9 protein-coding genes are annotated in these 13,995 nt (G+C 49.1%); 3 read left to right on the forward strand and 6 right to left on the reverse strand.

Features of this window, described 5'->3' with window-relative positions; genetic code table 11:
* Nucleotides 1-5: 5 nt before the first annotated feature.
* Genes HYN48_RS05625 through HYN48_RS05635 form a run of 3 tightly spaced genes read left to right on the forward strand, consistent with a single transcriptional unit; the run spans nucleotide 6 to nucleotide 6,527 of the window.
* Nucleotides 6-3,542 carry a T9SS type B sorting domain-containing protein gene (locus HYN48_RS05625; protein WP_108370187.1) on the forward strand — a complete coding sequence of 1,179 codons (3,537 nt, stop codon included), beginning with the start codon at nucleotides 6-8 and terminating at the stop codon, nucleotides 3,540-3,542.
* 5 nt (nucleotides 3,543-3,547) lie between these two features.
* The gene (locus HYN48_RS05630) at nucleotides 3,548-4,483 is read left to right on the forward strand and encodes a PorP/SprF family type IX secretion system membrane protein (protein ID WP_108370188.1); all 936 of its coding nucleotides are present in this window, start codon (nucleotides 3,548-3,550) and stop codon (nucleotides 4,481-4,483) included.
* Nucleotide 4,484: 1 nt separating this feature from the next.
* The gene (locus tag HYN48_RS05635; protein WP_108370189.1) at nucleotides 4,485-6,527 is read left to right on the forward strand and encodes an OmpA family protein; all 2,043 of its coding nucleotides are present in this window, start codon (nucleotides 4,485-4,487) and stop codon (nucleotides 6,525-6,527) included.
* A 27-nt stretch (nucleotides 6,528-6,554) separates the two neighbouring features.
* On the opposite strand, the gene rodA is transcribed toward HYN48_RS05635, so the two are convergent.
* The 6 genes from rodA to purH all read right to left on the reverse strand — a co-directional run bounded on the left by rodA (nucleotide 6,555) and on the right by purH (nucleotide 13,751).
* Nucleotides 6,555-7,808, reverse strand: a complete 1,254-nt coding sequence (gene rodA / locus HYN48_RS05640; RefSeq protein WP_108370190.1) for a rod shape-determining protein RodA — start codon at nucleotides 7,806-7,808, stop codon at nucleotides 6,555-6,557.
* Between the two features lie 6 nt (nucleotides 7,809-7,814).
* A complete protein-coding gene (locus HYN48_RS05645) occupies nucleotides 7,815-9,710 on the reverse strand; it encodes a peptidoglycan D,D-transpeptidase FtsI family protein (protein ID WP_108370191.1) in 1,896 nt (631 codons plus the stop codon).
* A complete protein-coding gene (locus HYN48_RS05650; RefSeq protein WP_108370192.1) occupies nucleotides 9,707-10,213 on the reverse strand; it encodes a rod shape-determining protein MreD in 507 nt (168 codons plus the stop codon). The genes HYN48_RS05645 and HYN48_RS05650 overlap by 4 nt, the downstream gene beginning before the upstream one ends.
* Nucleotides 10,210-11,040, reverse strand: coding sequence for a rod shape-determining protein MreC (mreC, locus tag HYN48_RS05655; protein ID WP_108370193.1), 831 nt, complete (start codon nucleotides 11,038-11,040; stop codon nucleotides 10,210-10,212). The genes HYN48_RS05650 and mreC overlap by 4 nt, the downstream gene beginning before the upstream one ends.
* A 100-nt stretch (nucleotides 11,041-11,140) precedes the next feature.
* A complete protein-coding gene (locus tag HYN48_RS05660; protein ID WP_108370194.1) occupies nucleotides 11,141-12,169 on the reverse strand; it encodes a rod shape-determining protein in 1,029 nt (342 codons plus the stop codon).
* 55 nt (nucleotides 12,170-12,224) lie between these two features.
* Nucleotides 12,225-13,751, reverse strand: coding sequence for a bifunctional phosphoribosylaminoimidazolecarboxamide formyltransferase/IMP cyclohydrolase (purH, locus tag HYN48_RS05665; RefSeq protein ID WP_108370195.1), 1,527 nt, complete (start codon nucleotides 13,749-13,751; stop codon nucleotides 12,225-12,227).
* Nucleotides 13,752-13,995 lie beyond the last annotated feature (244 nt).

A 13,995-nucleotide genomic window follows, 5' to 3' on the forward strand; every position in this document is an offset into this window, starting at 1 on the left:
CACGAATGTCATTTAAATCCAATAACCTCCGCATCCTTTTGCCGGTTGTGCTGTTTTTTTTTCTTTTTACAGGGAAAATGCAGTCCCAGTGTGCAGGTACCGACGCCGCCATTGAAATTTGTGACTACGACAATCCTATTTACCAAAACATTGACCTTTTCGCGTTACTTGGTCCTGATGCAGTTCCCGGCGGATTCTGGATTGACCCGCTGCAGTCCGGCGCATTGAATGTACTGACCGGCGAGTTGAACTTGTGGAATTTTCATTTTACAGGAACGTTCAATTTTATTTACGTGAGGAATAACATTCCGGGGTGCAGTGATAATAATGCAACGGTCACAATTACGGTCGGGGGATATACCGGCGTGCCAAGCCCTGACGGCACAGCGTGCAGCAGTAACGACCGCGTGAACCTGTTTGAGTATTTTATCGGGATGGATCCCTATCCACAGCACAATGGTTTGTGGACGTCTCCGAATGTCACTGTTTTTGAAGACAAATATTTCAGTGCCGCCGCTACAGGACCGGGCACTTTCACGTTTACTTACACCGCGGAAGCCATCGGCTCCTGTCCTGAACGTTCTTCCACCATTTATGTTACGGTGTATGCGGCGCCAAATGCAGGGTCGGCACCGGACTTTGTCGTTTGTGAAGCCGACGACCTTACACAGTACAACAACCTTGACCTTACTACGGTCCTGCAGGGCGAAGACGGGAACGGATTGTGGTCAGAGTCCGGCACATCCGAATTGTCGGACCCGTTCGACCCCATTATCGACCTGGAGCACCTTTACCAGACACACGGTAGCGGCATCTATACCTTTTCCTACACGGTTTTTCCGCAGCATCCGGTGTGCGACAAAAGTACGGCAGACATCCGCATTGTCATCGAAGACAGGATTGACCTCACCGGCGCAACGCTCTTGTTTGACGAGTTCTGTGGTGAGGCAGGTGGTGGGCCATTCCATGCGACATTGACCCAAGGGCCGGACCCGATTGCGAATGGTGACCAATACGAGATAGATTATCAGGTGGAAGGACCCGGAATTTCAGAGACGCGTACACAGCTCATCGAGTTCATAGCGGGTGTTTCCCACTTTGATATTATTCCCGCCGGAATTGGGCAAATCGGAAACTACGTGATCACCATCACCGACATCCGTGACCTGGCAAGCCATCAATCGTGTGACAACATCGCTGACCTGCCCGGTATACTGAATATTTATCCACTGCCATTGATTGACGACGCGCAAATCAATATTCCGACGGTGTGCAAAGGGTCTGACGGCATCGTGCAGCTCAGCGGCATGGATATCGCGGATGGGCCTTATGACATTACCTACAACATCTTCGCGAGTAATAAGGCGCTCAACCAACACGCCACCATCCATGTCGTTGGGGGCGCGGCGCAAATCAATATTCCGGCAGCCGTCATCCCAAACACGGGCAGTTCCACTTTTTACATCACCCACATTGTCAGTATCAAGACCGGCTGCGAAGCGGATGTAAATAGATTTCAGACCTTCGTCATTTACGACCTGCCTTTTGTCGATAATATCACACTGTCGGCAAACAGCGGCTGCCTTACCTTGGGTACGAACGTGTTGGTGACCGATCTGGGGCCGATGACGAGCGTTAAAGTCACTTATGACCTTTCAGGCGCCAATGTAGCGGTCGCTCAGGAAGCCACATTTACGGCAGTCCTTGGCAACGGCACTTTTACGATTCCGCCGGGCTTACTGCCGAATTCCGGTATGACGACCGTGACGGTAACGATTGTACAGGATTTGGTAACGGGTTGTTCGAGTCCGACGAACATCTCCGACGAGTTCCTGATGAACATCCTTCCCGATGTCACCACACTGACTGCATCGGTAACCGACGTATGCCAGGGTGCTCCGGTGTCCGCAACAATTTCAGGACTTGGCACGCAAACCAGCCTGGTACTGCGTTATACCTTGTCCGGCGCGAATACCGCACCCGTCCAGACTGTCCAGCTCGCCGACAACGGCACGACCATTTTTACGATTCCTTCTGTGCTGCTTCAGAATCCTGGTTTGACAACGTTGCAAATCGTCAATGTAACCAATACGATTACCGGTTGTGTTGCCACTGTAAACACCCCGGTCGGTTTTAACGTCAATCCGATTCCGCCTGCAGGAACTTTTTTCGGCACAATCCAAAACGTGTGTATTGGTCAGCCGGTGTTTGCATTGCTTTCCGGCTTTGGCAACATTACGGATATGAACATCACTTACACGCTGTCCGGCGCCAACACCGCTGCGCCGCAAACTACAGGCATCACAATCGCGAGCGGTAGCGCGGTGCTCTCCATTCCGGCTGCGCTCCTGCCAAACAGCGGCACAACTACATTCACCATTACCCATGTTGATTATCCTGCTACGGGCTGCGGCACCATCGCGAATCTTGTGAGGACTTTTACAATCAATCCTTTACCAGACGTCTCAGCGCTGTCATTGCAGGCAGCAGATGTATGCCTTGGAAGCGCTGTTACAGCGACCATTTCAGGTGTACCGGGAAGCAATCCGTTGTCGGTTTCGTACGAACTTTCGGGCGCGAATGTCACGGCGATGCAAACGGTTACCGTAAACCCGGCCACCGGAAACGCCACATTCGTCATTCCGTCAGGCTTGCTGCCCAATGCGGGGCTTACCACAATGACGATTTTGAAAATTTCCAATCCGCAAACCAGCTGCGAATCAGCCACCGCTATAACCGGCAATTTCAATATTAACGGTATTCCAGCGGCTCCCGCAGCCAATAATATGAATTTTTGTGCCGAACAGAACGCGACCGTCTCGGATCTGCTTCCTTCAGGGGATCAATATGCCTGGTACGCTTCCGCAGAAGCGACCCAGCCCTTAAACCCTGACACGGTATTAACCAGCGGCAATTATTTCATATCCGAATCCAGCAATGCCGGCTGCTTTTCGTCGCGTACGCCCATCACCGTGACCATTACCGAGGAACCGCCTCTGGAATTAAGTCCAGATGGCGCGCTTTTTTGTGGCGCGGACAACCCGACCTTGTCAGACCTCACGGCAAACGTGTCTGCAGAAGGCACAGTACTCTGGTATGACGCCCCTCAGGATGGAAGCCTGCTTGCCAATGACACGTTGCTGCGCGAAGGGGCTACCTATTACGGCGTGCAGGTTTCGCCGGTGCTCGGATGCACTTCGCAGCAAATCCTTACAGTGGTGGTCTCGCTCACCAATTGTGATGGCAATCCGTCGCAATATGATTTTTTCATCCCGGACGGATTTTCGCCCAACGGCGACTCGGTGAACGATACGTTCCGGATTCCGGACATCGAGTTCCTGTATCCGGATTATTCGTTCGAGATTTACAACCGCTATGGCAGTATTCTATTCAAAGGGAATATCAACAAACCCGAATGGGACGGCACCGATACGGAGTCGGGGACAGAAAAAATTGCCCCGAACGGCGTGTATTTTTATATCGTTAATTTCAACAAACCAGGCGTTTCCGCTAAGCAGGGAAGGCTGTACCTTAACCGATAACAGAAATGAGGAAAGCATTACAACGCATCGTTTTTCTGTTATCAGCCATGCCGCTTTTGGCACAACAGGATCCGGAATACACCCATTATATGTATAACATGAACGTCGTCAATCCCGCGTACGCTACCGGGACCGAGGCGGTGCTGAATGTCGGATCGCTGTACCGCACACAATGGGTTGGTGCTGTCGGTGCGCCGAAGACCGTTACATTCTTCAGCCATATTCCCGTAAACCGCCGTATAGAGCTCGGCCTGTCATTGATTTCAGACGACATCGGCGACGGCGCGAAAAAGGAAAATAACTTTTATGCTGATTTCGCTTATGTCATTTCACTGAAGGGGAGAAGAAAGCTGGCCTTCGGTGTGAAAGCCGGATTTACTTCATTCCAGACGAACTTCAACGGTTTCCGGCTTGAAAGTGGCAATCCGTCAACCGATCTGGCATTTGCTCAGGATATCAATTTCTTCAAACCCAATATCGGTACAGGAGTGTATTATTTTGCCAATAATTACTACTTAGGCTTATCTGTCCCGAACCTGCTTTCCACCGACCACATCGAGGAACGCAATGGCATCCACGCGATTGGTTCTGAAAAAATACACACGTTCCTGACCGGAGGCTACGTATTCGCGCTGGGCTCCGACCTGAAGTTCAAGCCCGCTTTTATGGCGCGATATGTCGACGGCATGCCTGTTTCGACAGACATCTCCGCCAATTTTTTGTTCAGGCACCGTTTTGAGCTGGGTGCTGCTTACCGTTTGGGCGATGCCATCAGTGGTTTGATGTCCATCGGGGTGACTCCCGGCATCCGCGTAGGCTACGCTTACGATTATACATTGTCTAACCTGGGCCAGTTTAATTCCGGCACACACGAACTCTTTATTTTGTTCGACCTTGACCTGCTGGGCAAGGGTTATGATAAATCCCCGAGATTCTTCTGATATGAAAAAAATACTGCTCCTGTTCCTGCTGCTTTTATGTTTCGGTGCCCGCGCACAGGAGTTTGACGCGCAACGTGCCAAGCGACTCTTTGAGCGTACCTTTTACAGTGATGCGCTTCCGTTGTATGAGGAACTCGTAAAGGACAACCGCTCGCTCGAAGTGTTGCGCAATCTTTCAGACTGCTATTATTATACGAACGATATAGGTAATGCCCTGCAGTATTACCGCTTGTTGCTAAGTACCTTCCCTAATGTGGATGACGAGTATCGTTTCCGGTACAACCAATGCCTGCGGGCTACGGGCAATACGGAACTGGCCAACGGGCTGCTGCGTAAATCGTTGAATGGCGCGGCGCTGGATGCGTTTGAAAAAAGCGTGCATGAGCTCGACAACATATCGGGGATTGGGAACCGGTTTGAGATTCACAACCTGGCTGTAAACACGAAGGATGCAGACTTCGGGGCAATAATGGCAGGCGACAGCATTGTCTTTGCAGCAACCGCCAACGACCCGGTTTCAAAAAGGTACAAATGGAACGACGAGCGTTATCTCGACTTGTTTTCAATCGCTTCCGCAGAAGCAACGACGGCCCGACCTTTTCCGGCAGCGGTCAATACCATGATGCATGAAGCCGGTGCGGTAATCACTAAAGACGGCAACACCATGTACTTTACGAGGAACAATTATAAGAATGGGAAACGCGCCAAAAATGCGCAGAAAGTATCGGTCATGCAGTTGTTCCGAGCTGAGCGCGTCGCAGGGCAGTGGGCGAATATCACCGCGCTCCCTTTCAACAGCGAAGATTATTCTGTAGAACATCCGGCGCTGGCCGACGATGGGCGGACATTGTATTTCGCCTCCGACATGCCGGGAACACTGGGTTCGTTTGACATCTTCAGCGTCAGCATCAACGGGAACGATTACGGCGCCCTGGTAAATTTAGGCGACAGGATCAATACGCCACGTAAGGAACAGTTCCCATTTGTTTCGAAAGATGATAAGTTATACTTCTCCTCAAACGGGCATTTCGGCTATGGCCTGATGGACGTGTTTGTGTCGGAGATACACGACGGCAGCTTCAGCCGACCTCTGAACGTGGGCCTTCCAGTGAATTCTGGCTACGACGACTTTGCGTTCAATATCGATCCGGTTACCAAAGAGGGTTTTTTTGCTTCTGACCGGCCCGGCGGAAAGGGCGGTGATGATATGTACAGCCTGTTAGAGACCAAACCGCTGATCGTTCGCGATTGTATGCAGTGGATTGCCGGAATCATATCCGATGTCGATACCGCACTGCCGTTAGAAAATGCGATTGTCGTGCTGCAGGATGAAAACAGGAAGGAGATCCTGCGTACCACGACGCAGCCGGACGGAAAGTTTTCGTTTGAAGCCCTATGTGGAAGCGGGTATGTCGTTTTGGCGTCGAAAACCATGTACAGCAGCGATTCCCGGAAGCTGTCGCTCGACAAGACGCGGGATAAGGTGAATGATGCTTCGATGGCGCTCAAGTCGGATGCCGCGGTGAAAAAGGAGCAGCAGGTTGCCGCCGATAAGGAAAAAGCGGAACTGGCCGAAAAGCAAGAGCAGCAGCGCGAACAGGACAAACAGCTGGCCGAGACCAGGAAGAAGGAGAAGGAGGAAGCGATTATCAGCAAAGAAAAAGATGTGGTACGCGATAACGGCAGGCTGCTGATCCGGACCGAACCGATTTATTTTGATTATGACCTGTGGTACATTCGCAAGGAGTCCAAGCCGATACTGAATCGGGTCATTGAACTGATGAAGAAATATCCTGACATGGTCGTCGAAATCGGGTCGCATACCGATGTACGCGGAAACAATGCCTACAACCTGGAACTGTCGTCAAAAAGGGCCGAGTCGACGCGGGATTATTTCCTGAAAATGGGGGTACCGGCCGGAAGGATTTCTGCAAAAGGCTATGGGGAAACGGTACCGATTATCCCTTGCATCCCTGACCATTCCTGTACCGAAGAGCAACATGAACTGAACAGGCGAAGTGAATTTGTCATCAAAAACCTCTAGCGTCGAAACCTTAACGCTGCTGCGCAATTACCACTCGTTGACCTTGTTGGCATCCATTTTAACGAAAATGAAAATCAGCACCGTGAAGCCCCATAGTCCGGAGCCGCCATACGAAAACATCGGCAGTGGTACGCCAATGGTCGGGAATAGACCCATCACCATGGTAATGTTTACAAAGAAGTGAATGAACAAAATCGACGCGACGCAGTACCCATACACGCGACTGAACTTGGTTTTCTGTCTTTCGGCCATATAAATGATTCGCACAATCAGGCCGATGAAAAGCAGCACGACGGTCATCGATCCCACAAATCCCCATTCCTCACCAACGGTAGTAAAGATATAATCCGTGTGCTGCTCAGGCACGAAACCGCCCTTGGTCTGGGTGCCTTCGAGATAGCCCTTGCCCAAAAGTCCGCCGGACCCGATAGCAATTTTAGATTGGTTGAGGTTGTACCCGATTCCCTTGTCATCGACTTTCTTCCCCAAAAGGATGTTGAACCGGTCGCGGTGGTGCTGTTGGAAAACGTGGTCGAAAACATAGCTCGTGGATACCGTGAATCCCGAAACCAATACCAGCATCATTGTGCTCAGGATGATATTCCTGTTTACGATCCGTGTCCGTAAATAAATGACCGCAATGACTGCGGCGGCAATCAGGATGATGGCCCAGGTCGTCATCACGAGGCTCAGTACGAAAAGGATGGCGGCGATGAACCCGGTCCAAAGGTACCACGACGGCAACCCTTCGCGATACAGTACGAAAAAGAACACCATGAAAATCAATGCGCTTCCGGGGTCATGCGGCGCAATGAGCAATACCGGAAGGAATATAATGGCCAACGCCTGCATCTGACGGTTGACATCCTTCAGGTTGACCTGCACGTCACTGAGATATTTTGCCAGTGCGAGTGACGCGCCGATTTTTGCGAATTCAGCGGGTTGCAGACTGAAGCTGCCAAAGGAGTACCAGTTCGTCTGCCCATTTACTTCCTTACCCAGAACGAATAAACCGGCAACCAGCACGACGGTACCAGCGTAGATTAAGCCGGCAAATTTTTCATAAAACTTTCCGTCAACAGACAGGATCACAATGATAAGCGGGACGGCCAGGATGATGTTCAGCAACTGCTTGCCATAGAACTGCGAAAGGTCAAACAGTTCAGCCCCTTCTTCCGGCAATGACGACGAGTAAATATTGAGCCATCCCATGATGACCAATACGATATAAATCATCACCGTGATCCAGTCCAGATTGCTCCTGATGCTTTGATTTCTCATGCTCGGTTAATTTTCGACTTGTGTCGAATCGATGGGTTCCGGTTTAATATTCGTAAGCGTATCGGAATTTTTCTTTGTAAATCGCTCATATTCGCTTTTTAAGCTCTTTTCGAGTATACGCTTCTCCAAATCCGTACGCGTAATTTTGCCCCGCAGGTATTTTTCGATCATCAGGCTCGCAATCGGACCGGCGATGGTTGCTCCAAAACCGCCATTTTCTACAAACACGGCTATGGCGATTTTCGGGTTTTCCATCGGTGCAAAAGCTACAAAGATGGAATGGTCTTTCAGTTGTATTTTTTTTCCGCCGATCCGGGTGAAGTTTTCCGCTGTTCCCGTCTTTCCGCAAATGTTGATTCCTTCGACCTTAAGCGCACTCGCCGTACCGAAATTGTATACATCGAAAAGTCCGGAAATCATCGGTGCGAAATATTTCCTGTCTATTGTCGATACGTGCTTTTTGGTAAATTTCGGATCGATTTTTTCACCTTTGATTTTCTTGATGATGTGGGGCGTATAATAATACCCCTGGTTGGCTACGGCCGCTATCATATTGGCCAACTGGATGGGCGTGGCTTCCACTTCACCCTGCCCGATGGCATTGGATACAATCGCTGTGGCACGCCAGCCGCCGTTCGGATACATTTTCTTATAGGTTTTTGATGTCGGGACCCGGCCGCGTTTTCCCGTAGGAAGGTCATAGCCCATAAAATCCCCCAATCCGAAACTGCGCACGTGTTTGCTCCAGACATCGACTGCGGCTGCGGGTTTTACATATTTGTTGATCGTCCGCAGATAGACATTCCCGAAATAAGCGTTACACGAGTTGTAAATTCCGTTGTGCAGCTGGTGCGGCCCAAAACCGTGGCATTTCATAAAACGCCCTCGCGCATAACTGAATCCGTGATGGCACATAAACGTCGTCTGCTCGTCAATAACCCCTTCCTGCAAGCCGACAAGTCCCGTCATGATCTTAAACGGTGATCCGGGTGCGTATTGGGCCAGCAACCCACGGTCAAACAAAGGTTTGGCTATCGAATCCCGCCAAAGCATCGTGTAATTCCTCGAACGCTGCCTTCCTACCAACAATGACGGGTCATACGAAGGGGCTGTGACCAGTGCAAGGATTTCGCCGGTCTTTGGTTCAATGGCAACAATCCCGCCTCGTTTGTTAATCATCAATTCTTCGCCATATTGCTGCAGGACGGCATCTATGCTCAGCGTAATGTCTTCGCCACGCACAGCAATCGTGTCAAAACGGCCTTCCTTATAAGGCCCGATGTCTTTGTTGAATTTGTTCATCTGGCGGTATTTCACGCCTTTTACGCCGCGGAGTATCTTTTCGTAACTTTCCTCAACGCCTTGGATCCCGATCAAATCACCGGAATTATAATATGGATTGTTGTCGATGATCTTCTGGTTCACCTGTGCAATCGATCCGAAGACATTCGCACCCACATGCACCTGATAATCGCGTAGTGACCGTTTTACAATGTCAAAACCCGGAAACTTGCGCTGCTTTTCCTGGAAGGCCGCATATTCTTTCTTGTTAAGCTGAGGCAGGAAAACCGACGGCAGCATGGGGCTGTAATTTTTGGCTTTCGTCAATATCCTGATGAAATCTTCCCTGGTGATATTGAGCAAACTGCAGAATTCGGTAGTATCGATGTCCCTGACGTTCCTCGGCGTTACCATGATGTCATATGACGGCTGGTTGGCCACAAGCAGTTTTCCGTTTCGGTCATAAATGTAGCCGCGTTCGGGATAATCGAATTTTTTCTTTATCGAAATGTTTTCCGATTTGAGTTTCAGGCTTTCATCAATCAATTGCAGGTAGAACAGCCTCGCAAGGATCATAATTCCGGCGATAATGATGACAGTCGGCAGCAGTACTTTCCTCATCGCTTCGTCGGTTTAAAAATGTAAATAATGATGATGCACAGCAGGATTGTAAAAATACTGCTGAAAATTGTACGGAACAGGATCTCGAAAAAGAAGCTGAAACGGAATGTCTCAAGAATGAATAAGATCACATGGTGCAGCAGTACTGAAATCGCAATGAACGAAAACCGTTCCGGTGTGAGCCGGTCATTAATTTTTATGGTCTGGTATTCATAGCTGACACCGAATGAAAATTTAAAGAAAGCCGGCCTGAAGTACGCCAGGGTGATGCAAGCGGTCGTATGCACACCGCCTGAATTGAGGAAGCTGTCCAGCAATATGCCCAAAGCGAATGCCGATAACAGCAGTCCGTAACGGTTGCCATTTACCGGATACAGGATCAGGAACAGCACATACGGGTAAGGATTGATGTAACCGAGAAACTGCATATTGTTGAAAATAAGCACCTGGGCCGCGAGCAGCAATACGAAACGGGCGATATTCAGCAGGACCGTTGCGTTCATTTTGTCGGTTGGGTTTGGGACTGCAGTGTCTGTATTTCTTTTTTGTCTTTCATGTCGATGATGTAGACGTGGCCGAGATTGGTCATATCATTGAACAATTTCACGTCCAGCGTGTAGTAATTCGTTTCATCATCGGTGTATATCTTATAAATCGTCCCGATGCCGATATTTTCCGGGAAAATCGTAGAATCGGAATTGGTTACGATGGTATCGCCTTTACGGATTGCGGCAAGGCGCGGCACATCCGTCAACTGGACATATCCTGTGCTTTTGCCATTCCATGACAACGTGCCGAAATGATTGGATTTTTTAATCTTGGCACTGATTTTTGAATTCAGGTTCAGGATGCTCTGCACCGTGGCATAATGGGCTGACGTTTTTTCCACCAATCCCACAATCCCTAAATCGTTGATTACGCCCATATCCACATTCACGCCATCCTGGCTTCCCGAATTCAGTGTCAGGTAATTTTCGGGCATGGTAAATGAATTGTGTATGACTTTCGAGACAGTCACGATATTGACTTTATTCACGCCGCGTAGGGTATCAGGCAGTGCGGGCTTGGTCGTGTCCGCCTTATTGAACAGCAGGCTTTTCAACCTTGCGTTTTCGATAGCCAGTTCTTCGTTGCGGGTTTTCAGGTTAAAATATTCGCTGATGGCATTCATGCGTTCATACACGCCGCCGGTCAGGAAATTAGCAGAGGAGATCACTTTACTCTTATGGTATGAATGCGACTGCACCGTCAGTGAAAACGAAATTCCCAAAAGCAGCAAAAACAGCAATTTGTAGCTGTTTTTAAATATAAAATTAAATATTTGCTGCATTGGTAATCAGTTAAAATACACTGGTTGAAAAAAATCCCAAACCCCAATAAATCTAATAAAAATTAGCTTTATATCCTGGGGTTTGGGATTTGTTTATTAACTATTTAATTAAGATGCTCCGGAACTTGGTGATGTTTTTCAAAGCAATGCCTGTGCCACGCACCACGGCTCTTAACGGGTCTTCCGCAATGTAAACAGGAAGGTCGGTTTTTTGAGAAATCCTTTTGTCAAGGCCCCTAAGCATCGAGCCTCCGCCGGCCAGGTAAATTCCGGTGTTGTAAATATCTGCGGCCAATTCCGGAGGTGTCTGTGACAGGGTTTCCATCACAGCATCCTCGATACGCTGTATCGATTTGTCAAGCGCCTTCGCAATTTCGCGGTAAGACACTTCCACCTGTTTTGGTTTTCCGGTCAAAAGATCCCTTCCCTGAACCGACATGTCATCCGGTGGGGATTCAAGATCTTCGATGGCGGCACCGATTTCAATCTTGATTTTCTCGGCAGTACTTTCACCCACAAATAAATTGTGTTGCGTTCGCATGTAGTAAATGATGTCGTTCGTGAAAACGTCACCGGCAATCTTTACCGATTTGTCACATACGATACCAGCCAATGCGATTACGGCAATTTCCGTAGTTCCGCCACCGATATCAACAATCATGTTTCCCTTCGGCTGCATGATATCAACCCCGATACCAATCGCAGCAGCCATCGGTTCGTGGATCAGGTATACCTCTTTTCCGTTTACCCTTTCGCAGGATTCCTTTACGGCGCGCATTTCCACTTCGGTGATTCCGGACGGAATGCATACGACCATGCGAAGGGCAGGGGTGAACATCCTCTTTTTCAATGCGGGAATGCTGTTGATGAACATTTTGATCATCTGTTCCGAAGCTTCGAAATCAGCAATTACACCGTCTTTGAGCGGCCTGATGGTTTTGATGTTTTCATGAGTCTTCCCCTGCATGAGGTTGGCTTCCTTGCCGACATGCGTGATTTTTCCGGAAACCCTGTCACGGGCTACGATGGATGGACTGTCAATCACCACCTTGTCGTTGTGGATGATCAGCGTATTGGCTGTTCCGAGATCTATTGCGATATCCTCGGTCATGAAATCAAAAAATCCCATAGGTCTTTTATGAATTAAAAAAGGTTATAATTTTGAGAGGACAAAGTTACATAAATTAATGTTTGAAATGACGGGTGCCGGTAAATACCATTGCAACTTTATTTTCATTGCAGTAATTGATACTGAGTTCGTCTTTTATAGAGCCACCGGGCTGAATCACAGCGGTTATACCGGCATGGTGTGCCATCTCGACACAATCGGGGAACGGGAAAAATGCGTCGCTTGCCATCACTGAATTGTTCAGGTCAAAACCAAATGAATTTGCCTTGTCTATCGCCTGCCGCAACGCATCAACGCGCGAGGTTTGGCCGGTCCCTGACGCGAGCAAAGTGTTGTCTTTTGCAAGGACAATGGTATTCGATTTGGTATTTTTACAGATTTTCGATGCAAAAATCAAATCCTCGGTTTGCCGGGCCGTCGGTGCTGTTGACGTAACGGTTCTCAGTGTGTTTTTATTGTCAGTGATATTATTGCGGTCCTGCACCAGAAATCCGTTCAGGGCCGTGCGCACCTGCCGTTGCGGCAATGTCACGTCATTTTGGATTAAGATGATGCGGTTTTTCTTTTCTGATAAAATGGAAACGGCGTCCCCGTCATACGAAGGTGCGATGACCACTTCGCAAAACAGCTGATTGATTTCCGATGCGGTTTCCACGTCAATATTGGTATTGGCAATCAGCACACCGCCGAATGCGGAGGTCGGGTCGCCGGCCAGCGCCGCAAGATACGCGTCTTTGATTGTAGCCCTTGAGGCGAGTCCGCACGCGTTGTTGTGCTTCAGGATAGCAAAGGTCGGGGCGTCGTCTTTGAATTCGAGGATCAGGTTGACGGCAGCATCCACATCGAGCAGGTTATTATATGACAGTTCCTTGCCGTGCAGTTTTTTGAACATCGCGTCAAAATCGCCAAAGAACCAGCCTTTCTGGTGTGGGTTCTCGCCATAGCGCAGTACCTGACCGCCTGAAACGCTTTGTTTTAATATCGTTTCGTCGGTGTTGAAATAGTTGAAGATGGCAGAATCGTAATGCGAGGAAACGTGGAATGCCTTTGCAGCCAGTAGTTTCCGGTCTTCCAAAGTTGTGGCGCCATGCTGCGCCGTAATCAGTTCCAACAGTTTTGAATAATCCTCCACCGAAGCTATGATGACGGTATCGTTGAAATTTTTCGCCGCAGCGCGGATCAAGGAAATCCCGCCGATGTCAATTTTCTCAATTATATCGGCCTCTGTCGCACCTGACGCTACTGTTTTCTCGAACGGGTATAAATCGACAATCACCAGGTCGATTTGCGGAATGTCGTACTCCGCCATTTGCTGCACGTCACCCTCATGATCCTGCCGGTTTAAGATCCCGCCGAAAACTTTCGGGTGCAGTGTTTTGACGCGTCCGCCCAGGATTGAAGGATATGAGGTCACTTCTTCAACGGGCACAACCGGGATGCCCAGGTTTTTGATGAAATCCTCAGTCCCTCCGGTAGAGTAGATGGTGACGTGTTGTTCGTGGAGTTTCCTGACGACCGTTTCGAGGCCTTCTTTGGAAAATACCGAAATCAGTGCCGATTTGATGGTTTTTGTGTTGTTCATGCTGTAGTTGTGTTTAAAGGTGCAAAAGTAGTTTTAAATGGGAAAACTTACTAATCCGGAAATGAGATAATTTGGGGTTGAAACAGGATTTTTCAGGAGTGCGCTACAAGAGGGATGGCGGCGGCATCCTTTTGCGCGGGGGACTGTATCAAAAGATGATTCCGGATCGGTTTGGCCGTTGGGCCGGGTCATCGGATCAGGTAAAATACCATTAGGTTTTTGCCGAAAAAAATCAGATTTTTAC

It is taken from the genome of Flavobacterium magnum, from assembly GCF_003055625.1.
GTDB lineage: Bacteria > Bacteroidota > Bacteroidia > Flavobacteriales > Flavobacteriaceae > Flavobacterium > Flavobacterium magnum.

Bases quoted from the DNA above. Each gene is read 5' to 3' on its own strand.
- HYN48_RS05625 (WP_108370187.1), top strand. From the start codon at position 6: ATGTCATTTAAATCCAATAACCTCCGCATCCTTTTGCCGGTTGTGCTG.
- HYN48_RS05630 (WP_108370188.1), top strand. From the start codon at position 3,548: ATGAGGAAAGCATTACAACGCATCGTTTTTCTGTTATCAGCCATGCCG.
- HYN48_RS05635 (WP_108370189.1), top strand. From the start codon at position 4,485: ATGAAAAAAATACTGCTCCTGTTCCTGCTGCTTTTATGTTTCGGTGCC.
- rodA (WP_108370190.1), bottom strand. From the start codon at position 7,808: ATGAGAAATCAAAGCATCAGGAGCAATCTGGACTGGATCACGGTGATG.
- HYN48_RS05645 (WP_108370191.1), bottom strand. From the start codon at position 9,710: ATGAGGAAAGTACTGCTGCCGACTGTCATCATTATCGCCGGAATTATG.
- HYN48_RS05650 (WP_108370192.1), bottom strand. From the start codon at position 10,213: ATGAACGCAACGGTCCTGCTGAATATCGCCCGTTTCGTATTGCTGCTC.
- mreC (WP_108370193.1), bottom strand. From the start codon at position 11,040: ATGCAGCAAATATTTAATTTTATATTTAAAAACAGCTACAAATTGCTG.
- HYN48_RS05660 (WP_108370194.1), bottom strand. From the start codon at position 12,169: ATGGGATTTTTTGATTTCATGACCGAGGATATCGCAATAGATCTCGGA.
- purH (WP_108370195.1), bottom strand. From the start codon at position 13,751: ATGAACAACACAAAAACCATCAAATCGGCACTGATTTCGGTATTTTCC.